At 38.5% G+C, this 23388-nt stretch carries 21 protein-coding genes and 3 pseudogenes; 17 read left to right on the plus strand and 7 right to left on the minus strand.

Going from position 1 to position 23388, the window contains the following annotated elements; all coding sequences use genetic code 11:
- Nucleotides 1-41 precede the first annotated feature (41 nt).
- From HOO54_RS04115 to HOO54_RS04145, 7 genes and pseudogenes are all read left to right on the plus strand, one after another.
- On the plus strand, nucleotides 42-1217 hold the full coding sequence (locus HOO54_RS04115; RefSeq protein WP_172292830.1) for an HpcH/HpaI aldolase/citrate lyase family protein: 1176 nt from the start codon (nucleotides 42-44) through the stop codon (nucleotides 1215-1217).
- The gene (locus HOO54_RS04120; RefSeq protein ID WP_172299324.1) at nucleotides 1207-2487 is read left to right on the plus strand and encodes a phosphoribosyltransferase family protein; all 1281 of its coding nucleotides are present in this window, start codon (nucleotides 1207-1209) and stop codon (nucleotides 2485-2487) included. The genes HOO54_RS04115 and HOO54_RS04120 overlap by 11 nt, the downstream gene beginning before the upstream one ends.
- A gap of 14 nt (nucleotides 2488-2501) precedes the next feature.
- Nucleotides 2502-3611, plus strand: coding sequence for a cysteine protease StiP family protein (locus HOO54_RS04125; RefSeq protein ID WP_172292832.1), 1110 nt, complete (start codon nucleotides 2502-2504; stop codon nucleotides 3609-3611).
- A complete protein-coding gene (locus tag HOO54_RS04130) occupies nucleotides 3608-4429 on the plus strand; it encodes an HAD family hydrolase (RefSeq protein WP_172292834.1) in 822 nt (273 codons plus the stop codon). The genes HOO54_RS04125 and HOO54_RS04130 overlap by 4 nt, the downstream gene beginning before the upstream one ends.
- 18 nt (nucleotides 4430-4447) lie before the next feature.
- A pseudogene (locus HOO54_RS04135) lies at nucleotides 4448-4657 on the plus strand (helix-turn-helix domain-containing protein); the annotation flags it as partial.
- The gene (locus HOO54_RS04140) at nucleotides 4650-6254 is read left to right on the plus strand and encodes a YceG family protein (protein WP_172299326.1); all 1605 of its coding nucleotides are present in this window, start codon (nucleotides 4650-4652) and stop codon (nucleotides 6252-6254) included. The pseudogene HOO54_RS04135 and the gene HOO54_RS04140, both read left to right, overlap by 8 nt.
- Before the next feature lie 17 nt (nucleotides 6255-6271).
- Entirely contained in the window at nucleotides 6272-7360 is a 1089-nt protein-coding gene (locus tag HOO54_RS04145) for a toxic anion resistance protein (protein WP_172292838.1), read from the plus strand.
- Between the two features lie 658 nt (nucleotides 7361-8018).
- Here HOO54_RS04145 and HOO54_RS24065 read toward each other — a convergent pair.
- From HOO54_RS24065 to HOO54_RS04165, 4 genes and pseudogenes are all read right to left on the minus strand, one after another.
- Nucleotides 8019-8369: pseudogene (locus HOO54_RS24065) on the minus strand (IS3 family transposase); the annotation flags it as partial.
- Between the two features lie 32 nt (nucleotides 8370-8401).
- Nucleotides 8402-8923 carry a permease gene (locus HOO54_RS04155; protein ID WP_172292840.1) on the minus strand — a complete coding sequence of 174 codons (522 nt, stop codon included), beginning with the start codon at nucleotides 8921-8923 and terminating at the stop codon, nucleotides 8402-8404.
- 1 nt (nucleotide 8924) lies between these two features.
- The gene (locus HOO54_RS04160; RefSeq protein ID WP_172292842.1) at nucleotides 8925-9404 is read right to left on the minus strand and encodes a hypothetical protein; all 480 of its coding nucleotides are present in this window, start codon (nucleotides 9402-9404) and stop codon (nucleotides 8925-8927) included.
- Nucleotides 9401-9745: a PadR family transcriptional regulator gene (locus HOO54_RS04165; protein WP_172292844.1), complete on the minus strand. Its 345-nt coding sequence runs from the start codon at nucleotides 9743-9745 to the stop codon at nucleotides 9401-9403. The genes HOO54_RS04160 and HOO54_RS04165 overlap by 4 nt, the downstream gene beginning before the upstream one ends.
- A 226-nt stretch (nucleotides 9746-9971) precedes the next feature.
- On the opposite strand from HOO54_RS04165, the pseudogene HOO54_RS04170 reads away from it, so the two are divergent.
- Nucleotides 9972-10692, plus strand: a pseudogene (locus tag HOO54_RS04170) (MFS transporter); the annotation flags it as partial.
- 89 nt (nucleotides 10693-10781) lie between these two features.
- Here the strand turns inward: HOO54_RS04170 and HOO54_RS04175 are convergent.
- Nucleotides 10782-11981, minus strand: a complete 1200-nt coding sequence (locus HOO54_RS04175) for a nitrate/nitrite transporter (protein ID WP_172292846.1) — start codon at nucleotides 11979-11981, stop codon at nucleotides 10782-10784.
- A 279-nt stretch (nucleotides 11982-12260) separates the two neighbouring features.
- On the opposite strand from HOO54_RS04175, the gene HOO54_RS04180 reads away from it, so the two are divergent.
- Together HOO54_RS04180 and HOO54_RS04185 are read left to right on the plus strand one after the other, a co-directional pair.
- Nucleotides 12261-12440 carry a hypothetical protein gene (locus HOO54_RS04180; protein WP_172292291.1) on the plus strand — a complete coding sequence of 60 codons (180 nt, stop codon included), beginning with the start codon at nucleotides 12261-12263 and terminating at the stop codon, nucleotides 12438-12440.
- A gap of 432 nt (nucleotides 12441-12872) precedes the next feature.
- Nucleotides 12873-13823: an L-lactate dehydrogenase gene (locus tag HOO54_RS04185; protein ID WP_172292848.1), complete on the plus strand. Its 951-nt coding sequence runs from the start codon at nucleotides 12873-12875 to the stop codon at nucleotides 13821-13823.
- A 53-nt stretch (nucleotides 13824-13876) separates the two neighbouring features.
- On the opposite strand, the gene HOO54_RS04190 is transcribed toward HOO54_RS04185, so the two are convergent.
- Entirely contained in the window at nucleotides 13877-14428 is a 552-nt protein-coding gene (locus HOO54_RS04190) for a histidine phosphatase family protein (protein ID WP_172299330.1), read from the minus strand.
- 188 nt (nucleotides 14429-14616) lie between these two features.
- Between HOO54_RS04190 and HOO54_RS04195 the strand changes: the two genes are divergently transcribed.
- Nucleotides 14617-15261 carry a LysE family translocator gene (locus HOO54_RS04195; RefSeq protein ID WP_253907610.1) on the plus strand — a complete coding sequence of 215 codons (645 nt, stop codon included), beginning with the start codon at nucleotides 14617-14619 and terminating at the stop codon, nucleotides 15259-15261.
- Here the strand turns inward: HOO54_RS04195 and HOO54_RS04200 are convergent.
- The gene (locus tag HOO54_RS04200) at nucleotides 15258-16586 is read right to left on the minus strand and encodes an amino acid permease (RefSeq protein WP_172292852.1); all 1329 of its coding nucleotides are present in this window, start codon (nucleotides 16584-16586) and stop codon (nucleotides 15258-15260) included. The genes HOO54_RS04195 and HOO54_RS04200 overlap by 4 nt on opposite strands.
- 145 nt (nucleotides 16587-16731) lie before the next feature.
- On the opposite strand from HOO54_RS04200, the gene nadE reads away from it, so the two are divergent.
- From nadE to HOO54_RS04230, 6 genes are all read left to right on the plus strand, one after another.
- Nucleotides 16732-17550: an ammonia-dependent NAD(+) synthetase gene (nadE, locus tag HOO54_RS04205; protein ID WP_172292854.1), complete on the plus strand. Its 819-nt coding sequence runs from the start codon at nucleotides 16732-16734 to the stop codon at nucleotides 17548-17550.
- 184 nt (nucleotides 17551-17734) lie between these two features.
- Nucleotides 17735-18214, plus strand: a complete 480-nt coding sequence (locus HOO54_RS04210) for a shikimate kinase (RefSeq protein ID WP_172299332.1) — start codon at nucleotides 17735-17737, stop codon at nucleotides 18212-18214.
- Nucleotides 18215-18296: 82 nt separating this feature from the next.
- Nucleotides 18297-19067 carry a nucleotidyltransferase domain-containing protein gene (locus tag HOO54_RS04215; protein WP_172292856.1) on the plus strand — a complete coding sequence of 257 codons (771 nt, stop codon included), beginning with the start codon at nucleotides 18297-18299 and terminating at the stop codon, nucleotides 19065-19067.
- Nucleotides 19068-19369: 302 nt separating this feature from the next.
- Nucleotides 19370-20287, plus strand: a complete 918-nt coding sequence (locus tag HOO54_RS04220; protein ID WP_172292858.1) for a proline dehydrogenase family protein — start codon at nucleotides 19370-19372, stop codon at nucleotides 20285-20287.
- Between the two features lie 24 nt (nucleotides 20288-20311).
- Nucleotides 20312-21859, plus strand: a complete 1548-nt coding sequence (gene pruA / locus HOO54_RS04225; protein WP_172292860.1) for an L-glutamate gamma-semialdehyde dehydrogenase — start codon at nucleotides 20312-20314, stop codon at nucleotides 21857-21859.
- A gap of 243 nt (nucleotides 21860-22102) precedes the next feature.
- A complete protein-coding gene (locus HOO54_RS04230) occupies nucleotides 22103-23347 on the plus strand; it encodes a PucR family transcriptional regulator (RefSeq protein ID WP_172292862.1) in 1245 nt (414 codons plus the stop codon).
- The last annotated feature ends 41 nt before the right edge of the window (nucleotides 23348-23388 follow it).

A 23388-nucleotide genomic window follows, 5' to 3' on the forward strand; every position in this document is an offset into this window, starting at 1 on the left:
AGGACAGCCAAAGTTTCCCTATTTAGAAGAAGGTGACCGAATTGCAATACTTTAATTTTTTATCCGACTCTCAAAAAGAAGATATCTTTTTCAAACAACCAGGTGCAATAACAAAGGATTCTCCGAAACACATACTTGAGTATGCATTGGGGGCCACGCTTTACATTCCGGGAAACCGTAAGGATATTGCCGATATGATGATAAAGCAGAAGTATCCTGAACTTTGCTCGGTTGTTTTCTGTCTAGAAGATTCGATTGGAGACTGTGAAGTTCTTCAAGCTGAAAACAATCTTGTTCAGCAAGCTGAAATCATCTACCAAGCCCATCAATTGCGAAACATTAGTGAAGATGATCTGCCACTGATGTTTATTAGGGTTCGGGAGCCTGAGCAAATGTTTGAATTAGGTAATAAATTAGGGCGGGCGCTTCACTTGTTTACCGGATTTGTGTTTCCGAAGTTTTCAACATTTAATGCCGAACGTTATTTGGACACGTTATCTGTATTGTCAAAAGAAGCAGGCATCACTTTATATGGAATGCCAATTTTTGAAACACCTGATTTACTGGCGATGGAAACCAGAACAAAGGCATTACAGGAATTAAAATCAACGCTTGTTTTTTACCAGGATGTCATTTTAAACATTAGAATTGGTGCTACAGATTTATGCGGTCTTTATGGATTAAGAAGAAAACCACAAACATCAATTTATGATATTATGGTAATCGCTGATTTTATGAAAGACATCATCAATTATTTTGGGTTGCAATTCGTGATCTCCGGACCTGTATGGGAATACTTTGATAACTCTGTGATCTCTTTACCGAGTCAAGCCCCATATTGGGAGACGGGAACCGAAGCATTCAACCAGTATACAAATGGGTTGGTTAAGGAAACACTTCTCGACCTTGCAAATGGTATTCATGGTAAGACTGTCATTCATCCGAGCCATTTAAAAACGGTTCAAAGTTTGCATGTCATTTCAATTGAAGACTATTTGGATGCTTTAAGTATTGTTGAAAGTGCTGATGGCACCCGGGGTGTCATGAAAAGTTCTTTTTCTAATAAAATGAATGAAGTCAAGCCGCACTTCAGTTGGGCAAATAAAATATTGTTTAAGTCAGAAATATTTGGGGTGTATCATGAAAACCGGAGCTACATTGACATACTCACAGCAAAAGAAAAACCACTTTCAAATCTTGGATCATATGGAAGTTGACTTATCGATTGATGACAATCCGCTTTCTATACCGCCGAAGAAGCTTTTTGAGATGGCAGCAAGAGTAAATAAAAAGCGGGGATTTTTGTTCGTCAGCAAGGTCCTTGGCAAACACATTCCCGTAAATCCGTTAAAACCGTTACTTGCATCAGGACTTTTAGCCATCGAATATGCCGAAAGAACGAACGGTATAGCAGGTGATGAAAAATCTAAAGTGGTAGCCGGTTTTTTAGCTGAGGATGTTGAAAGCATAGAAAATGCCTATACTCTTCTCAAGAAACAACGCTTCAATCTTCCTAAGCCTCCAATTGTGATCGGTTTTGCAGAAACAGCAACTGCTCTTGGTCATGGGGTGTTTGATATGTTGGAAGGTGCAACATATATTCATACAACAAGAGAATCACCGGAAAATGTGAATCCAGTTTTAACCTTTGAAGAAGAACATTCTCATGCCGTTGATCAGCGCTGTTACACAGATGAAGAGGTACTGACTGAAGATAGACCTATTATTCTTGTAGATGATGAAATCACAACTGGTAAAACAGTGTTGAACATCATTAGAGACATCCAACAAAAATATCCACGGAAAGAATATGCAGTTCTTTCTTTATTAGACTGGCGGTCTCTTGATCATAAAAAAGCTTTTCAGAAAGTGGAAGATGAGCTCGGTGTCACGATTTCGACAACCGCGTTGTTATCGGGAACTGTGACTTTTACAGGGCAAACACTTGACCATACATCATATCATTATGAGCCGGCGGAAACAGTATTGAACAGTTCCATTCGTCAAATCGACCTTAGTGAGTACTTCACAAAACTTTCTAATCAGAAGGAGTTTGTAAAAGAGACAGGCCGTTTTGGGATTGATGATCATGATAAAAAAACGATTGAACTTGCTTGTCAGAAGGCAGGGCGTCATTTGAATTCCTTGCGAAAAGGAAAGCGCATTTTATGTTTAGGGACAGGCGAATTTATGTATCTCCCTATGAAAATTGCGGCTTATATGGGCGGCAATGTTTTCTATCAATCAACGACAAGGAGTCCGATTCACCCGGTTGACAGAGCGCAATACGCTGTCAAGAATGGTTATTCTTTCCCTAATCCGGAAAATCAGAATGTTAAACATTTTATTTATAACCTGCCGGAACAAGGCTATGACGAAGTGTTTTTATTTGTGGAAAAATCCGTTACAGATAAATCTTTGCAGCCATTTTTAAAAATCTGCAGTGATAGAAAAATAGAACAAGTTACAATTGTGACATTTTCTTAGAGGAAGTGATGTTCATGGCTGGAATCGTTGTAAAAATGGGGAGTTACCCTGAATCTGATGTGACCTTTTTATTGAAAGACTTGTCAGGTTTTTCAATAGAAAAGAGTACACAGGAAAGAGAGAACTTGATTCAAAGTGGGACGCATTATTCCGAAATGCTGCCTGTAGAATATAAACCAACTGATGAATATATGAAGCTGTTTTATGCTTCATTGGAAGAGAGTAAACAAAAAGTAGCTGAAGCTGTCGGGATTGTTGCAGAACAAATCGTTCAAAAGCGGGGATTTCATACAGTGCTTTGTAGTTTAGCGCGGGCAGGGACACCGATTGGTGTTCTGATTAAACGTTATATTGAGTTTAAATATAACAAGACACTTCCTCATTACAGTATCTCGATTATTCGTGACAGAGGAATTGACGAAAACGCCATCCGCTATATCATTCAACAGCACCCAGATCATTCCGTTACATTTGTAGACGGGTGGACGGGGAAAGGCGCGATTACGAAGGAATTAACGTGTGCTGTAGACCGTTTTAACGATACATATGGGACAAAGTTGTCTGCTGAGCTGGCAGTACTTGCTGATCCTGGTTATTGTTCTGATTTATTTGGAACGAGAGAAGACTTTCTGATTCCGAGCGCATGTTTAAATTCTACCGTATCAGGTTTGGTCAGCCGAACGGTTTTAAATGAACAATGGATCGGTACAGACGATTTTCATGGTGCGAAGTTTTATAGAGACTTGTTAGCCGAAGATGTCTCAAATCTTTATGTCGATACGATTACTGCTGAATTTAATACCATTGAAAAAAAAGCGACAGAGATAGCGTCCGAATTTCTGGAAAGTAAGGAAGAGCCAGATTGGCGAGGTTTGAGTTCGGTTTCAAATATCCAAAAAGACTTTGACATTGACAACACGCATTTCATTAAGCCTGGAGTTGGCGAAACAACAAGGGTTCTTTTGCGTAGGGTTCCTTGGAAGATCTTAATCCAGCCTGGTTCAGAAGAAAAGCTGAAACATATTTTACTTCTTGCTGAAGACAGAGGTGTTCCGGTTGAGAAGTATACAAATATGTCTTATAGTTGCTGTGGACTGATACGGTCGGTCGGGAGGGACAAATGAAAGCATTCGCGAGTGACTTGGACAGAACGTTGATTTATTCCAAAAAAATGATTGAGGCTTACGGTGCTGATGATGGTTATCAGCTCATTGAAACCCTTGATGGCAAAGAGATTTCCTTCATTTCAGAGAAAACGAAGCAAAATCTCCGTAAGATTCATCAAGAGATGTATTTTATTCCCGTTACGACCCGAACGACAGAGCAATACAATAGAATTACTTTTTTTCAGGAAGAGGTCATTCCTGAATATGCGATTACAACAAATGGCGCTTGTATTTTGAAGAATGGTCAGCCGCTTGCTGACTGGTCAAATTTTATTGAAAAACAGCTTCAATCGTGTATGCCGATCCGAGATATGTTGGCGGAAATTGCAGAGCTTCCTGAATCGCGTTTAGCAGAACGAACACGAACAGCGCATGATTACTTTGTCTATTTAATTTTAAGAGATGAAGGTGTTCGCGAGGTCAGTCATTTTGATCTGCAAGCATGGGCTGCTGACAGAGGATGGCAAGCATCTTTACAAGGAAGGAAGCTCTATTTTATTCCGAAACCACTTCATAAATGGCAAGCAGTTGACTATTTGAAACAGGTGCTTAAACTTGATCAAATTTACACTGCAGGAGATTCATTGTTGGATTATTCTTTAATTACTCATGCAGATAAAGGGATCTCACCGCTGCATGGTGAAGTGCTGAAATATGATCAAAATCTCAATGCGACAACTCACTCAGGCATGAAAGCGGCGGACGATATAACAGATTATATTGTTAACCTCTGTGTTCCTAAAGTTAAAGAAAAATCAAACCATATTTTAGGATGATCAGTCATGGTGAAAGTAATTAATCTTAGCAGCCGGGAAATTCTTAGTTCCCAGCAAGCTTGTGAAGAATGGGGCATTGATTCATCAACGCTTCGCAAACGAGTTCACGATTTTCCTAAAGGAACGATTAGAAAGTTTGGTACAACTTATGCAGTAACTAGAGCAGGCATGTGTGCCGTATTCGGTCGCCGGAATCAGAAAGGGGGGACAAATGAGCGCTATGAGTGATCAATTAAACATTCAAACCATGCAAATTCAAGATGATGAATGGAAACAGATGATCTATAAATCGCTTCCAGAAAGAACCCCTCATGAAGGTGCTGAACGATTGACGATAAGTCGAGTCGTGGGGCGAATTCTCGGAACGCCGCATGATGAAACAGATTACTATATTTATTTGCATGAACTGTATGAGTCAAAGGGTTTTCACATATTAAGTGAAACACTTAACAAAACCATCGATCCGAAGAAATTTCAGGCTATACAGCAAATTCATATGATTAATCAAAAAGAAAAAGGACTGTCCGTTAATCGGTTTGTTGCTTTTCTTGATGGTGAACAACTCATCGCCAGGCATACCAATCCAGCGATGCATCGTCATTTAAGAAAAGCTTTTATGGAAGTGCTTCAAACATTTCAGTCTTTTCATCAAAATGGTTTTCAAGACCCTGACTTTCGCCGGGTTCTCTTAGATCTTGTGAAATGGATGGGAAATCACCTTGAACCATGGCTTTCAGTAACTGATATTGAACAACAAATGCCGCGTGTGATCTGGTATGGGGAAGCGACAAAAAGTCAGCTCTATTTTTTATATTATTTAATACTTGTCGGTTGTGATGTCCTGATTTTTCATCCGGAAGGAAACGATCAATTTCAAGAAATCGATCCAAATCAAAGCTTTACTTTTGTATACAATTATCCGGTAACATCGGCAATAGAGCCTTTTCCTACAGAAAAACCGCAACGCAAATCAACAGTTGCTTATCGCTCAACAAAGGAACTAGACACTGTGCTTCATAATGAAGACTCTCTCATGTTTAAACCATGGCAATTCAGAGAGCACACACCGGTGTCAGTCACACTGAAAACGACTTATGATGAACTGTTTTTAATTGCAAAAGAACGTGCCTTTATTCGACCAAGTTTTCAGGCAACCAAAACAACGGTGGAAATCCCAAATTTATTTGCAATGGTTATGGGGATCTCCTCCAATGAAAAAGAGTACTGGGATCGTTTGCAAACATTGACAGAGTATAAAGAGACTTATACAATACGCCAATTCCCGTTTACTAAGGAAGTCAAATCTAATTACCAATTTCATTACAGTCATGCTCTGGATCAGACAGGTGAGGTTAATCCCAGCCGCTTAATGGAAAGTAATATTTGGTGTTATAAACATTTGCCAGAAGGGGTTCAGTGTAGCATTGCCCAAGCGGTGTCACGAATGTGCAAACACCCAAAACTATTGGCATTAAAAAGCGAAACAGAGGCAGATGTAAAGCTGTATTTGTTTACACATGCTGTCAATATGCCATCAGAACTTTTAAACGTGATTCAAACCTTTGACTATTCCCAAACTGTGCCAAAACTCGTTCTTTATCACACTGAACAAACAGGTGCATTATCGCGCTCTGATGCGGTCGCTTTATTATTATTAAATGAGATTGGAATTGATATTATCATCTATAATCCTCCAGGACATAAGTGTATTGATCATTATATTGATGATCAGCAGTTTGATATACACTGGCTTGATGAGATGTCTTTCAATCAGGAATTTAAAGAGCCTTCCCTTGTCCGAAAGCTCATGAACAAAATTTTTTAATAAAGGGGGCCATCTAAATGGCAAATGAAACGGGTATCATCAATATCAATAAAGAGGAAGAAATCACGGTTGAAAAAGCGGAGGACATTCGTGCCCAACTCCGGCAGGAACCTGAGGTGCAAAATCTCGCTCGCCAGATTGATGTGAAAAACCAAGTGGCACTTTTAGAATTTGGAAAGGAGCCTGCACTTGAAATTTCCAAGTTCTCTGACCGTATTCTTTCCATGATGAGAACGAACAGTGTAACGGATTCTGGGGCGATGTTGACACAGCTTGGGAAAATCATGGATCGTTTTGATAAAAATGATTTTGAAGAACAAAAAGGTCTGTTGTCCAAAATTTTTAAACGCGGACATAATCTCGTTGAGAAAATTTTCAAAAAATATCAAACACTTGGCGGTGAAATTGAAAAAATTAATGTTGAAATCTCAAAGTATAAAGATGAAATGACGAGATCAACAGTCACCCTTGAGGAAATGTATGAAAATAATCTCAACTACTATGTTCAGCTGGAAAAATATATTGTTGCTGGACAAGTCAAAATAGATGAGTTACAGCGGCTTATACCAGAATATGAAGCGAAAGCAGCGAGCGGCAACCAAATGGCACAAATGGAGCTTGATACGCTTAGAAACGGCATTCAGGCATTGGAAGAACGTGTTTATGATTTGGATATGGCAAGAATGGTCGCGATTCAAACCGCACCACAAATTCGCTTGCTTCAACGAGGGAATACAAAACTAATCGGAAAAATCAACTCTGCTTTTATTATTACAATTCCGATTTTCAAAAACGGTATTATTCAAGCTGTTACAGCTAAACGTCAAAAACTTGTTGCTGATTCAATGAGTGAGCTTGATCGCCGTACAAACGAAATGTTAAAACGTAATGCGGAAAACATTTCTAATCAATCTGTTGAGATTGCCAGAATGGCAGGCAGACCAAGCATTGATATTGAAACAATTGAGCAGTCTTGGAACACGATTGTCAAAGGCATGCAGGAGACAAAACAGATTGAAGAAGAAAACAAACGCCTTCGTGAAGAGGGATCAAAACGAATTTTGGAATTACAAGACAATATGAAAAAAATCGCATTGAATGGTTAAACTGTTTGAATAGAAAAATAGTTAGAAAATGCTAAAGGAGATCAATGAACAACATGAGTAGAAATCTGAAGATGACTTTGTGGTCTATCCTGGGTATTATTTTTGGTGTTATCCTAGCTTGTGTGCTGATGATATCACTCTACAAAATAAACTAATTTATGACCAAAGCCGAATCATTGGTCTCATGAGATCGGATCCAATATGGATTCGGTCTTTTTATGTTTTAACTAGCAGGCTGGCCAACTCCTTTGTAGTCATTTGTGTTAAAAACAAAAATGACTCTTATGTTAGACGATGATCAGCTTAAAATGTAAATGTGCGTTCTCAGCAAATGGGGGGGTTATTATGGCTTCTTAACAATTTTTTCGGTTTTAGGTTTAATTTTAGGAGCTATCTTTCTCTCAATTAAAAAAGTCAGTCGTAAGGGAAAAATAATAACTCCTATTTCGTTTGTATTGGCTGTAATCTGTATATCATGAGCAAACAAGTACTAACCAATCAAGATACTTCATCATCTTTAACCAATACCACTTCATTAGATGAAAATAAAGACGAAAAAGAACTAAACTCTGATGACACCATAAACCAAGTTAGTTGGTAAATAACGCAAAAATTAGTATCGAATCGATTAGGTGAGTGTTGGATTGTCAGCACTAAACTAGACAGTTTTCTTAAGGTGTATAAGTTTGTATTCCACTGGACTTAAATGTTGAACCAGTGCACATAGTCGTGTAGTTCCTTTGTTACTTCCTCTAAACTATCAAAAAGCCTGCCTTTGACAAACTCTGTCTTGATGATTTTGAATGTTGCTTCCGCTACGGCATTGGCATAGGGGCATCCTTTTCATACTTAGGGATCGTTGAATCTTGAATGTCTTTAAAGCATCATCAATAATTTATTTTTAAATTCATTTCCACGATCCGTATGAAAGAGCTTGATTGAAGGAAGCTAAGTCCCGATAGACAAGCAATGCATCTTTGTTCGGTCCTGTACTAAAACCGACAATTTCCCCTCAGTAATGGAGTCTACACGACTTATAAACTACACTGATAAATTTTGCTCAATTGTAACTTCTTTTTGTTGCTTCGTTTCCATCCAAATACCCGCCACATAAAAAAACAATAAGCCAAAGCTAACGTGTATAATCGTGAACAAAAAACCTAGTGAAACCGATTCATAGATAACAATTGGAAGCTTTGCAACAGTCCAAACCCCTAAAAAGAATACAACATTTCGTAATAGAGCTCCGTTTTTCATTAAAATCGCTGCAATCGGAAAAGCCACATATAACGGTCCTGCTGCGACACCACCTAGTAATAAAGCGATCATTGGTCCACGAAATCCGGAGCCTTTACCAACATACTTCATCATTGTCTCTTTTGGAACCCACGTATCTAACAAACCTATTAAAATTAAAATAGGTGGTAGAAGTGAAAGCATATCGAGAATACTATTTCCAGTTATCGTTATGGCCTTTAATCCCTTACTATTATTTAAGAAAAATAACCCTAATGTTACAAAAACCATGATAAGAAACAATCGGTATTGTTCAATCCATTTCATATTAATACACCATCCATATAATTACAGTAAATAGAATACACATCACAAGTGCTGCGCCATTTCTCGCATAAGCAAACATAGGACCAAACATTTTACGCTCCATTGGTAATGACACAAGACCCACACTCATTAAAGCAGCCACAAACATGGCCACTTGTGTAAGACCAGCTCCATTGTTTAGCAATGTTTCACCTAATGGAAAGACAACAAAGCTTGGAATAAGGGCGAGAGAACCGATGATCATAGCAATAATGACACCTAAAAAGCCTGATTGTTGACCTAGAAGCTTTGATATGAGCTCTGGAGTTAAAACAGATAGGGAAACACCAACTAAAAGCATAATAAACAAAATCTCTGGTAAAAGCTTTTGAAAGGTGTTCCATGCTTTTTTCAAAGATACATAGGTATTTTCTTTACTCTTCTTAAACGACACAAGCAAGCCAATAAGAGAAATACTATATAAAACAATACCAATGATCACTGTTCATCCTCCATTAATTGTTTATAGTGAATTAAAAACAAATCAAAGTTCCTTTGCCTTTTAACAATATCGTCGTAAAACTCCGACAGCTGCGCTCGACCTAAAGCATTAAGCTTATACCATTTTCTTGGCTGTCCCTCTTCAACTGTCTCCCAATAAGAGCTGATTGCTCCTTCTTTTTCTAATTTGTTTAACATTCGATACAAGATTGCACTATCGATAGTGTTCGCATAAAGTCTTTCTTCACACATTTTGAGAAGTTGTCCTCCATAATTCGGTGATTCCGCTAAAAAAAGGAGTATAAACGCAGCAGTGTGACGTCCTGATTTAAATTTTTTCAATTTTATTCCCCTCTCGCTGTTAATAACAGCATACTGTCATTAACAGTATACAGTTTATATTTAATTTATTCAATTTTTTGTTTGAAATCATATGAAATAGTTTGTGCAACCAGATAAAAAAATTTGTATTTATAAATTACCATTCGCGTATTGCATTTGACCTTTGACTTCCAATTACCTACTTCATTTTTTATATTTAATTTTTAAAATTTTCAGGTTGGCCATTAGTACCGGCGGCTCTCCGATGGGTGTGATCATGGTGTTTTGGGGATTAAGCGGTCTGTTCCAATCTCCAGGAGGACCTGCATCTTATTCAACAATTACAAGATGGACACCTCGAAGTGGAACACTTCCCACAACGTGGGGGGAGCAATTGCTGGAATATTAGCTTTATGGGGGGCGAATGTATTTTTTAATGGACATGTTGCAGGCATGTTTATATTTCCGGCGGTTATCGCTTTAATCATCGGATGCACTGGTTTGTTCTTTGGTAAAGACGATCCCGAAGAATTGGGATGGAATCGCAGTGAAAACCGATTGAACAAGAAAATATTGAATCTGAATCAATGTCTAAGTGGCAAATATTTAAGCAATATGTCTTAAAAAACCCTTGGATCTGGACTTTATGTATCGCAAACGTGTTTGTTTATGTTGTACGTATAGGAATAGACAACTGGGCTCCATTGTACGTTACAGAACATTTGAATTTCAGTACCGAAAGTGCTGCCAATACAATCTTTTATTTTGAAATGGGGGCACTGGTCGCGAGCTTAACATGGGGGTATGTCTCTGACTTATTAAAAGGAAGAAGGGCAATTGTAGCAGCTTTTTGTTTAGTTTTAACTGCAGTAGCTGTACTAGGGTATCGTTACGGAACGAGTGAAATGATGATTAATAGTTCCTTATTTGCCTTAGGAGCTCTCATATTTGGTCCGCAATTACTCATTGTTGCTTTAGCAGAAGAAAAGAAAATCAGACAGCTTCAAACAAAAAAACTGGAGGTGTGAGTTATATAGAGGAAAGACACACAGCATAATTATGCAGTGTGTCTTTCACTTTGCCATTGTTTTTTCCAACCGGCTTGAGCGAGTAACAGCAGTCCAAACGCTAAAAAAGTGATAAAGGAAAAACTAAGAAAACCACTCGTATAATGACCTGTGATTTGCTTTAAGGTTCCAAGAATATTTGGCAAAAAGAACCCGCCAATTCCTCCAGCAGCACCGATAATGCCTGTAACCATTCCAATTTCTTTTTGAAAACGCTGAGGTACAAGTTGGAATATCGCGCCATTCCCCATGCCAAGACAGCCCATTCCGACAAATAAAGCCGCTATGACAATATTAAGAGATGGTAGTGTGCTGACAAGGAGCATACAAAGAGCGACACCGATGAAGAGAAATTGCAGGAGACGGACACCGCCGATTTTATCAGCAATCAATCCACCGACAGGACGAAGGCAACTTCCTGATGCAACGACAAGTGTTACAAACTCACCTGCTCTTATAGGCGGAACAGAATACTGTGAAGCAAAAAAATAATTTAAAAAGTTTGACAGACCGACAAAACCGCCGAAAGTTACACTATAAAGAAGACAAAAATACCAAGTATCTTTTTCTTTAAAGACGCTAAAATACGTTTTAATTGCCTTAGGTTTAGGCTGGTTTGGCGGTTCTTTTGCCATGAAGAAATAGCTGATCAACACAAGTATTAATGGAATAAGTGCTAACCCCATGACACCATTCCAACCTACATGTTCTGCAATCCGTGGTCCAAACAATGTCGCGAGCAATGTACCGCTATTCCCTGCACCGGCGATACCCATAACAAGACCTTGTAAATGAGGAGGATACCAACGGCTTGCCATTGGCAGAGATGCCGAAAAGCTCGCCCCTGCTACCCCTAGTAAAATACCGATATAATAAAGTTCAGAAGTGTAAGATCCAAACTGCCAACCCCAGATAAGGGGAATCATTGTGACCACCATTCCGCCAATAGCCGTCTTCTTTGGTCCGAAACGATCTGTTAAAATCCCTAAAACAATGCGGAAAATGGAACCTGCCAAAGGAGGAATCGCCACAATCAGACCAATCTGTGAAGCTGACAAATGAAAATCTGCTGTTAAATATACACTAAGTGCCCCTAATAAGACCCAAATCATAAAGCTGACATCAAAATATAAAAAAGATGCTAATAAAGAAGGTGCGTGTCCATTCTTCCTTAGTTCTGCTAACTTCAATTGCAACACTCCCATCGTTTTATTCTTAAAACGATCATGACAAAATTCAAGCAGATTGACAGTCAGTTTGTCAGGTTTACTAACGGAGAAAAAAACACCAAATTCATCAGAAGAAACTGATTCTTCTCATCTGACATTGGTTGGAGAGATCAAAAAAATCGGAAAACTACGGCTTTCTAAAATAAAGTCAATTGAACCAATTTGCAATCAAAGAACAAATTATTCTTAGGATGTGATTTAATTTAAATGAAGCGAACATGTAGAAGGGTTTGAAATTTTATGAAAGTACTTTTAAGTTTCATATTTGGAGCTTTAGGCGCAATCATGATGGTGAATGTTAAAGAAAACACTTCTCCTTTTGTGACAACAATCGTTTTGATTGTTGTTGCAATTGTTGTTTTCACACTTGAAGCGATGTGGAAAAGGTATCAAAAAAAGCAAGATCCGAAGTCGAAGTGATTCCTACTCCTGTTTTTGTTTTTATAGAAGTGTATGACATTTACCACTAAACAAACCTAACCAACTGACTGAAACATGTCATGATGTCATGTCTGCCAGCTAAGAAAAATCTGCAACTAGTTCACAAAAACGACAAAATAATGGACTTTTTTTAAAAATATGTTATGATACCAAAAAGAGGTAATTAAACTTGGGGTAAAATAAAAGAAAGCGTTTTCTTTATTTATCAAGGTTTGAAGCCATTTTTGGTGAACGGTGAATAAAAAGGAATAAACAAGGAGAACTTAAGTGAGAACGGAATCTTGACATAAAATAGACAAAACTAAACAGTATATGACCTTGAAAAAGAACGCAAAATACCAGACAATATATTGTGATTGAGTTCACAAACATCTAAGTTCAAACTAACAATTGGTAAAGGATGGATGAAATATGAGAAACCAGAAGGTTAATCGCACAGTATTAATTGGTGCGGGTTTTGTTGGAAGCAGTTACGCGTTTACGCTAATCAATCAAGGGATTACAGACGAACTTGTAATTATTGATTTAAATAAAGATAAAGCTATAGGCGACGTAATGGATTTAAACCATGGGAAAGCATTTGCTCCACACCCAGTAAAAACATTCTTTGGTACATATGAAGATTGTAAAGATGCAGATGTTGTTTGTGTTTGCGCAGGGGCTAACCAAAAACCGGGCGAAACTCGTCTTGACTTAGTAGAAAAAAACCTTAAGATTTTTAAAGGAATCATCGGCGAAGTTATGGCAAGCGGTTTTGATGGTATTTTCTTAGTTGCTACAAACCCAGTAGACATCTTAACTTATGCGACTTGGAAATTCAGTGGACTTCCAAAAGAACGTGTGATCGGAAGCGGTACAACTCTTGATACTGCACGTTTCCGCTACTTGCTTAGTGAGTACTTTGATTCTGCTGCTCATAATGTTCATGGCTACATTATTGGTGAACATGGAGATACAGAATTGCCAGTTTGGAGTCATGCAAACATCGGACAAGTTCCGATCAGCAAGCTTTTGAAAACCAATCCGAATTACAAAGTTGAAGATCTAGACAAATTATTTGATGATGTAAAAAATGCTGCTTACCATATCATTGAGAAAAAAGGCGCAACATACTATGGTGTAGCGATGAGTTTGGCTCGGATTACAAAAGCTATTTACCGCAATGAAAAAGCCATTTTAACTGTAAGTGCTTATCTTGATGGCGAGTTCGGTGAAGAAGATATTTACATCGGTGTTCCGGCATTTGTTGGTCGTAACGGTGTCAGCAAAGTCGTTGAGCTTGAACTGAATGATAAAGAAAAAGAACAGTTCAAACATAGTGCATCAGTATTAAAAGACATTTTAAGACCGCACTTTGGATAAGGTTATAAATAAAGGACATTACGTATTTATAATATGTAATGTCCTTTCTTATTTTAATTCGCCCATAGCCTTTGAACATTTACTAATTCATGTTCTTTGAATTCCATTTTGTAAATGTCAGGTTTAGATGTACGATGTAAAAATTTCAAGTCGTAATTTTTATCAAAATACCCCATTATCAAAGTCATAACAGCTCCGTGAGTACCTATTACTAATCTCTTTCCCCTAAAAGCAGTCATAAGCTCATTTAAAACTTTTATAGCTCTATTTTGGCAATCTGCATTTGATTCTCCACCCTCAAAAGCGTAATTTGGTTCTGAAAATGACTTTTCTAACAGTGGATTCAATTCAGTATCAGATAATCGATTGTGATGAGCGGAAAATACTCGCTCTTTTAAGTCTTCAAATACTAAAACTTTTTGTCCGATGTGTTCAGCTATTTTTTCAACAGTTAAAATCGAACGTATGTATGGGCTTGAAACAACAACATCAATTTCTTCATTTTTTAATATAGATGTTATGCGTTCAGCATCTAAAACACCTTTTTCAGTTAATCCTCTTGTTCTTTCATCACCTTTTTTTGGGGACTCTCCGTGTCTTACCATATAAATGAATGTGCTTGTCAAACTCGCTCCTCCTCAGTAAATTCTTTTTTTAATTTTCGAAATTATAACGCTTGGCGGGTTGATTGTCACGAAAAGTTTCCATGATCCCCGCTCCTCTATCAATTTGTACTATCCTGTTCTGTTGTTGAATACATTGTACAAGTTACGCACAAAGGGGGATGCGGATTTTGTTCCATATTTTTTTTAGTTATGTATTTTTAGGTTTGTCATTAGCCGCTCCCGTCGGTCCGGTAAATGCGGCTCAAATCGACAGAGGAATGAAGGGCGGTTTTTTTCATGCGTGGTTGTTTGGTTTAGGAGCTGTTGCAGCTGATGTTATTTATATGGTACTCATATATTTTGGAGTAGCTCAGTTTATAATGGCACCATTTCTAAAAACATTTTTGTGGTTGTTTGGCTTCTTTGTTTTAACATACACAGGAATTGAAAGTGTATGTAAGGCCAAAAAAATGTCGCTAATGAGAAAGGCGAAAGAGAAAGAAACTTACAGCAAATCTTTCTTTTCTGGACTGTTTATTTCTCTTTCAAACCCTCTTAGTATCATGTTCTGGCTCGGTATTTACGGAAGTATTTTAGCAAAAACGATTGAGTCATATGCTTCATATCAGTTGTTATTATGCAGTTCAGGAATCTTAATTGGGCTTTTTTTGTGGGATTTAGCCATGTCTGTAATTGCAGGGACATTCAGAACGTTTGTAAGTCCTCGAATCATTCAGGTGATCACATGGATTGCTGGTTTTTCATTAATTGTTTTTGGCTGTTATTTCGGTTATCAGGGAATCCAGGAACTGGCTCGATTACTCAATGATTAAGGCTGTTCTTTTCCTGTGTTTGTCCATTTTTTTCTCATCATCAATGTCACAACAGCGATGATCGCCAAGAAGAGAAGGCTAATAAAAAAACCCGGTCTGCTGTTTTTTTCAAATAATGTACCGGAAACGGCAAATAAAATCAGTGTAAGAGCCGTGAAAATTTGTACATTTCCTTTTAATTTTGGTTTAGTGAGTTTTTTACTTGATAACAAAATAAACACCCAATTGTATAGCAGCATAATGCTAGCTGCCGTTGTCATATGTTCATAAAGCTGTTTTGGAAGCAGGATTGACAAAATGATTGAGATGGAAAGAACGAGTACTGTTAACCCTAGTGCAGGCCAGGATACTTTTTTATGTTGTTTTTTTGCTAAACATGCTGGAGCATCACCGTTTTTTGCCATTGTACCCATCAGTGTTGTGACAGCAAATAAAGATGCGGTCAGCGTTGAAAATCCAGCAATAATAAATATTCCGTTAAAAATGTCCATCACAAGGTGGAGATTAAATTGTTTCAATGATGTGATAAATGGACTGTTTTGTTCTGTAAAGGAATCAATTGGTACAAGCAACAATGCAAGCCCGATTGAAATCATGTACAAAACAGCTAAAGTGATGAGCATTAGGCTTCCTGATTTTGGCGATTCTTTCGGATCTTTTAAATGAATGGCCATTAAACCCATGACTTCAATACCACCATAGGCAAAAAATGTATAAATTAAGCCAGTCCACAACCCCATGAATCCAAACGGAAACAGTTCATGCAGTTCGTCTGGAAACTGAACATCAGGTGTTTTTCCATGGAGAACACCTGATATAGCTAAAATAGCAATGATGATAAACATGAAAATAGCCGACGTTTTGAGGACGGCTAGAATGTTTTCTGTTTTTTCAAAGCTAGAGCGCCCGGTGAAAATAATGATCAAGCCAAGGATGGCATAAATAGAGGCAAATACCCAAAGCGGGATCTCTGTAAACCAATGGCGTGTAAAAAGCGAAATGGCTGTTAGTTGACTGCCGATAATGAGCATTTCTGATGCCCAGTAAACCCAGCCATTGCTAAAGCCCGCCCAGTTGCCAAATGCTTCTCTAGCATAGGAACAAAAAGAACCCTCAGCAGGGTGGTCAGCTGTCAGTTTTGCCAATTGCTGAAAAACAAGGTATGTCCCTAAAGCCGCCAATAGAAAAGCTGCTAATACAGAAAAACCGCTCTTCTTAATAGCAATGCTTGACCCAAGAAAAAAACCTGTACCGATTGTGCAGCCGATACCAATTAATGATAGCTGCCACCATTTTAAGTCTCCTTTTTCTGCTTGTTGTTTCATCGCTTCAACTCCTCTAACTTCATTGTTATTTTGTCTGGTTGATGTTTTTTTATGCTCGGTGACATTCGCAAAGATGGGATGACATGAAATATGAATATCACTTGTGCTATAGTTAAAAAAACAGGAAAATCGGGAGGAGTCATCAATGACTTTACAAGAAAAAATAGCAAATGAACTGAATGTACAACCTGTTATTAACCCAAAACAGGAAATTGAAAAACGCATTGACTTTTTAAAAAACTATTTACAAAAAACAGGAGCAAAGGGTTTTGTGTTGGGAATTAGCGGGGGACAAGATTCTTCGCTTGCCGGACGACTTGCCCAAATGGCTGTGGAACAGTTAAGGACTGAAGGTGTGCAAGCTGAATTTACCGCTGTTCGCCTGCCGCATGGTGTTCAGCAAGATGAAGATGATGCACAACTGGCACTGAAATTTATTAAACCAGACCATTCTCTTTCATTTGACATTGCCTCAACAGTAAGCTCTTTTGTTTCTCAATTTCAAACTGTAACTGGAGAAGCGCTTGCCGATTTTCATAAAGGCAATGTAAAAGCCAGAGTACGAATGATTACACAATATGCGATTGGCGGTCAAAAACAGCTATTGGTGATCGGTACTGATCATGCCGCTGAGGCTGTGACAGGCTTTTTTACTAAATATGGTGATGGCGGAGCGGATCTGTTGCCGCTTACAGGACTGACAAAGCGACAAGGACGTCGTTTGCTTGAAGAGTTGGGTGCACCTGCCAGACTTTATACGAAATCCCCAACAGCGGATTTACTTGACGAAAAACCTCAGCAGGCGGATGAAACAGAACTTGGAATAACATATGATGAGATTGATGATTATCTTGAAAGAAAAACAGTTTCTCCTGAAACAGCACAGGTGATTGAAAAACGTTATCTGGTGACAGAGCATAAACGTCAATTACCAGCTTCAAGCTTTGATGACTGGTGGAAGTAGGAGCTTTCTCATAAGTCTTTTACAACATGGACCAGGGGGAATTGCGAGACTCCTGCGGAAAACGAGCAAATTCCCCATTTTATTCATCCACACTGCTTTCAGAACACCCTCTATTTTTCATACAATCCATTAGTGAGGTGAATTGGTTACAGTGAGAGAAAAGAATATTGTACTCATCGGATTTATGGGGGTTGGGAAAACGACAATCGGTCAATTAGTCGCCCATAAGGTAAATCGAGCTTTTATTGATATTGACCAAGAAATTGAAAAAGATTTGCAAATGACGATTCCTGAAATCTTTACACAAAAAGGGGAAGCATGTTTTCGAAAAATAGAAAAAGATTATATCTTTAAAACGTGTGAACAGACAACAGGTAAAATTATTTCCCTTGGCGGAGGTGCTTTCCAGCAGGAAGAGATCAGAAAAAAATGTCTGGAAAACTGTATAGTCCTCTTCCTAGACTTGTCATGGGAACATTGGAAAAAGCGAATCGACCTTCTCATTGAAACTCGCCCGGTTTTACAACATCGCTCACTAGCAGAAATAAAACAGCTTTATAACGACAGAAAAACGATATATGCTTCCCATCACTTCAAGGTTAATACAGATCACCAAAACCCTGAAGCTGTTGTAGATCAAATTGTGGAAAAGCTTAACCTTTAAACAAACGTTTATTTAAAAAGGTCACAGGTTTCCGCTGAACAAAGTATACTAATAGAAATAGAGAACTGGCGGTGCAACGATCATGCAAAAACGTATCTTAAAAGAGCTAGAACTTATTGAAGCAACATATAACGTTAAAATCCTCTATGCAGTTGAGTCAGGGAGCAGAGCTTGGGGCTTCCCATCACAAGACAGTGATTATGATGTTCGCTTTATTTATGTTCATCAAAAAGACTGGTACCTTTCGATTGATTCAAAGCGAGATGTCATTGAGCTGCCCATTAATGATTTGCTGGATATTAGCGGTTGGGAATTGACAAAAGCTTTAAGGCTCTTCCGTAAATCTAATCCGCCGCTGCTTGAATGGCTTTCTTCAGGAATGGTCTATGATCAGGCATATTCATTAGTGGAAAAAATGAAAAACCTTCAGTTGCAGGCTTTTTCACCAGCTTCTTGTATGTACCATTATTTGAACATGGCAAAAGGCAATTTTAACAGCTACCTTCAAAAAGAAGAGGTCAAGATTAAAAAATACTTTTATGTTCTCCGGCCGATTTTAGCATGTCTGTGGATTGAGTCTCGACATACAGTGCCACCGATTGAATTTCAAGTACTGCTTCATGAACTTCTCGATGAGGGTGAGCTCAAAACAGAAATTCTAAACCTGCTTGAACGGAAAATAAACGGAGATGAATTTCATCTAGAACCGCAAAATCCTGTGCTTCACGAATTTATCGAGAATGAACTCAACCGACTTTTAACAGTAGCAAAGACATTTAAAAGAAATCAAGACAATTTGACACCTGAACTTGACCGATTATTTAGAGAAACGCTAGACGAAGTATGGGCATAAAATGGAATTCCCCTTAAGATTTTTTCTTAAAGGGGTTTTGCCAGTTCTAAAGCGGGGAAATGGTATAGTAAAAGAAAGCGATTCCAATCAAACGGGGGTTTTTATCAAAGTTTTTTCCTAATTCTATTGTCGTAGTTGTTTCTTTATTTAGGTAAAAAGTTTTTATTTTGTACATGTAAATCATTGTGGGAAAAACACAAAAAAAGCTTGTTTTTTTGTTTTTTCTAAATATTGTGAATTGGTGCCTCACTCTTATAGAATGAAAATATAAGACATATTTCATGAGATGGCGGGGTGTGATAATGGAAGCGATCACAAGAGACTTTTTTTTATTCTTATCTAAGAGCAACATCCTGAATCGTCTGGCCCAAAATTGGGGAAGTCAGATTGCTACCGGGAAAATTATCGGCGGGAAAAATTTCGAAGCTTCAATCCCCACGATTAGAAAGCTCAATGAACAAGGGCTGACGGTTACCGTTGATCATTTGGGTGAGTTTGTCGACAGCCGGGAAGTTGCGAGGGAACGGACTCAAGAATGTATAAGGGCTATTCAATGGATTGCTCAGGAAAAGCTTCATTCACATGTTTCCTTAAAAATGACTTCGCTAGGTCTTGATATCGATCTTGACCTCGTTAGGGATAACATGAGCAGTATTTTGGAGTGTGCGGAACAACATGAAGTCATGGTGACAATTGATATGGAAGATGAAGCGCGCTGTCAAAAAACACTAGACCTGTTTAAAGAGTTCAAACAGCGTTACCACTATGTCAGCACAGTTTTACAGGCCTATTTATACCGAACCGAGCAAGATTTGGAGGAATTGAACCAGTATGATCCGTTTCTCCGCCTTGTGAAGGGAGCTTACAAAGAATCGTCGAAAGTGGCGTTTCCTGAGAAGGATGATGTGGATGAGAATTATAAAAAGCTCATTAAGAAACAATTATTGAGCGGCCATTACACAGCCATCGCCACTCATGATGATAAGATGATTGATTTCACAAAAAAATTGGCGGAGGAGCACCAGATCGGCAAGGACCGCTTCGAGTTTCAAATGCTTTATGGGATGCGCAATAAGACTCAGCTTGAATTGGTTAAACAAGGCTATAACATGCGTGTTTATCTTCCGTACGGAAATGACTGGTATGGATACTTCATGAGAAGGCTTGCTGAACGGCCTGCCAATATTGCGTTTGCATTTAAGGGTATGTTGAAGAAATAATACGAGGAAAAGGGGAAATGAATCGTGACAACACCTTACAAACATGAACCATTTACAAATTTTGAAGTAGAAGAGAATCGAGCGGCGTTTCAAAAAGCAATGGACACAGTCAACAAATGGATGGGGCAATCCTATCCTCTTGTAATCAATGGAGAAAAAATTGAAACTGACAACAAGATCGTATCGGTTAACCCTGCAAACAAAGAAGAAATTGTCGGCACAGTATCCAAAGCAGATCAAGATCATGCAGAAAAAGCCATTCAGGCGGCAGCAACGGCATTTGAAACATGGAGATATTCCGATCCTGAAGAAAGAGCATCAGTTCTATTCCGTGCCGCTCAAAAGGTACGCCGGATGAAGCATGAGTTTTCTGCACTTTTAGTGAAAGAAGCAGGTAAACCGTGGAATGAAGCTGATGCCGATACAGCTGAAGCGATTGATTTTATGGAATATTATGCACGGCAAATGCTTGACCTTGCAAAAGGAAAGCCTGTCAACAGCCGTGAGGGAGAACGGAACCAATATATTTATACACCGACTGGTGTAACTGTTGTGATCCCGCCTTGGAACTTCCTTTTTGCGATAATGGCGGGTACAACGGTGGCACCGATTGTGACAGGTAATACAGTTGTTCTGAAACCAGCTAGCGCAACCCCTGTTATTGCTGCTAGATTTGTAGAAATACTTGAACAATCAGGGCTTCCAAAAGGGGTTGTCAACTTTGTTCCGGGAAGCGGTGCTGAAGTTGGGGATTATCTTGTTGACCATCCAAAAACAAGCATCATTACCTTTACTGGCTCAAGAGAAGTGGGAACGCGTATTTTTGAGCGAGCTGCCAAAGTTCAGCCTGGTCAGACACATCTTAAACAAGTCATTGCAGAAATGGGCGGAAAAGATACGGTTGTCGTTGATGAAGATGGAGATATTGAATTAGCAGCACAATCGATCGTCCAATCAGCCTTTGGTTTTGCAGGTCAAAAATGTTCAGCTGGCTCGCGGGCTGTTGTGCATGAGAAGATTTATGATCAAGTGTTGAAACGTGTGATTGAATTGACAGAGGCTAAAAAGGTTGGCGTACCTGACAGTGCTGATGTTTATATGGGACCGGTTATTGATCAGGCTTCATTTGATAAGATCATGGACTATATTGAAATTGGAAAAGAGGAAGGCCGCTTAGTGAGTGGGGGAAATGGTGTTGATTCAAAAGGCTATTTCATTGAGCCGACAATCTTTGCCGATTTAGATCCCAATGCTAGACTTATGCAGGAAGAAATTTTCGGACCAGTTGTTGGATTTACAAAAGTGAGCAACTTTGATGAAGCATTAAAAGTTGCTAACAACACAGAATATGGTTTGACAGGTGCGGTGATTACAAACAATCGCGACCATATAAAGCGGGCGAAACAGGAGTTCCATGTAGGAAATCTTTACTTTAACCGTAACTGTACCGGCGCAATTGTCGGCTACCATCCGTTTGGCGGTTTCAAAATGTCTGGAACAGACTCCAAAGCGGGCGGTCCAGACTACCTAGCTCTTCACATGCAGGCGAAGACGATCAGTGAAATGTTTTAGAGGATTCATTCCGCAGCTTCTTAGTGACGTTGTTAAAAAAAGACTAACATTCAGTATTTAAAAAAACGCTCAATCATCACTCTAACATTCTCGCATTTTCTCGTTGTTGAAGATAGCAAATTTTGAGTTTAGCCCCTGTCTTTTAGACAGGGGTCATCTGAATTTTCGGAAATTTCTCTATTGGTCTATACAATAATGAAAAGGAGAAGTATGATTAAGTTAAAAATGGGTAGGAGAAAAGATATGGAAGAGCTATTTGAACAAGTTGTTTCTCTTTCAGATATTCACAAAATCATTGATTTTATTAGTGATGAGTTGAAAAAACCGGTGATACTGGAAAGTGCAGATTTTTTCTTACTGGCATATAACTCTTATTATATCAACCAATTTGATGCAGCAAATCAACAAACTATTTTCTCGAAAAAATGCCCGCTGCCAATTTTTGAAAAATTTGTTGAGGAAGGTATCATTGATCAATTAAAAACGATTCCGACTCCATTTCGGGTCAAACAGATTGAAGAGATTGCCTTAAACCAACGTGTCGTTGTCAGTGCTAAGCATAAAGATGAGATCATGGGCTATATTTGGGTACAGGAGATTGAAAACAGTCTTTCAGAAGAAGAACTGAACTTTCTCTACAAGGCTTCTTTTCACGTTGGAAAGGTCATTTTCAAAAAGAAACGGCTGAAACAAGAGAAAGAAGAAGAGGCTGAAGAACTGTACAAAAGAGCGATCAATGATCAATTTCAATCAGAGCAAGAGCTGAAGGCAGCAGCGGAAAAAGCCAATGTTGTTTTACCTGCTGTGTTCACCGTAATGGTCCTCCAAGTGGTTAATGGTGCGGATGAAGTACTTGATGATTTAAAGGAAACGATCAGATCCTATTTAAACTTAAAGGATAATATCAGTCATGTCTTGGAGGATCATTCAAACATAGCCATTATTGTGGGAAGCATCTCGCGCAAACGCTCTGCACAGAGAGCTGCGTCAGATCTGATTAACCGGCTTTTGACACATTTACGTTCGCAAATATTGCCCTTAATCCTAATTGGAGTAGGCAATGAATACAGCAGTTTACTCTCACTTGGCAAGAGTTATAGAGAGGCTTTAGAAGTCACAAAAGCGGCAGAAATGACCGGAAGCCAAGAACACATTCCATTCGAATATCAAAAACTAGGTGTATTTAAATACCTTGACCAAATCGCTGCTAAAAATGATCAACTTCATTACACAAACCCTGATCTTTTGCTGCTCAAAGAAAAAGACAAAGAAAGTCAGACAGAGTTTTTAAGAACGCTTGAAATTTATCTTGCGAATAACTGCAAAATAAAACCATCTGCAGAAAAATTATTCATTCATCAAAATACTTTAAATTATCGTATTAAACAAATATTAGACATGACATCAATCGATTTGAATAATTTTAATACGAGATGCCAATTATTCATCGATCTGATGCTGATGAAAAAAACTGGCTATAAAACTTAAGATGGAACGTATTTATTGATTGTGAATGATGGTGAAAACGG

The organism is Bacillus sp. WMMC1349, assembly GCF_013155385.1.
GTDB lineage: Bacteria > Bacillota > Bacilli > Bacillales > Bacillaceae > Bacillus.

Coding starts and splice junctions, on each gene's coding strand:
- HOO54_RS04190 (WP_172299330.1), bottom strand. CDS start 14,428: ATGGTAAGACACGGAGAGTCCCCAAAAAAAGGTGATGAAAGAACAAGA.
- HOO54_RS04180 (WP_172292291.1), top strand. CDS start 12,261: ATGAAAGTACTTTTAAGTTTCATATTTGGAGCTTTAGGCGCAATCATG.
- nadE (WP_172292854.1), top strand. CDS start 16,732: ATGACTTTACAAGAAAAAATAGCAAATGAACTGAATGTACAACCTGTT.
- HOO54_RS04220 (WP_172292858.1), top strand. CDS start 19,370: ATGGAAGCGATCACAAGAGACTTTTTTTTATTCTTATCTAAGAGCAAC.
- HOO54_RS04120 (WP_172299324.1), top strand. CDS start 1,207: ATGGAAGTTGACTTATCGATTGATGACAATCCGCTTTCTATACCGCCG.
- HOO54_RS04130 (WP_172292834.1), top strand. CDS start 3,608: ATGAAAGCATTCGCGAGTGACTTGGACAGAACGTTGATTTATTCCAAA.
- HOO54_RS04185 (WP_172292848.1), top strand. CDS start 12,873: ATGAGAAACCAGAAGGTTAATCGCACAGTATTAATTGGTGCGGGTTTT.
- HOO54_RS04210 (WP_172299332.1), top strand. CDS start 17,735: ATGGGGGTTGGGAAAACGACAATCGGTCAATTAGTCGCCCATAAGGTA.
- HOO54_RS04215 (WP_172292856.1), top strand. CDS start 18,297: ATGCAAAAACGTATCTTAAAAGAGCTAGAACTTATTGAAGCAACATAT.
- HOO54_RS04145 (WP_172292838.1), top strand. CDS start 6,272: ATGGCAAATGAAACGGGTATCATCAATATCAATAAAGAGGAAGAAATC.
- HOO54_RS04155 (WP_172292840.1), bottom strand. CDS start 8,923: ATGAAATGGATTGAACAATACCGATTGTTTCTTATCATGGTTTTTGTA.
- HOO54_RS04140 (WP_172299326.1), top strand. CDS start 4,650: ATGAGTGATCAATTAAACATTCAAACCATGCAAATTCAAGATGATGAA.
- HOO54_RS04200 (WP_172292852.1), bottom strand. CDS start 16,586: ATGAAACAACAAGCAGAAAAAGGAGACTTAAAATGGTGGCAGCTATCA.
- HOO54_RS04125 (WP_172292832.1), top strand. CDS start 2,502: ATGGCTGGAATCGTTGTAAAAATGGGGAGTTACCCTGAATCTGATGTG.
- HOO54_RS04230 (WP_172292862.1), top strand. CDS start 22,103: ATGGAAGAGCTATTTGAACAAGTTGTTTCTCTTTCAGATATTCACAAA.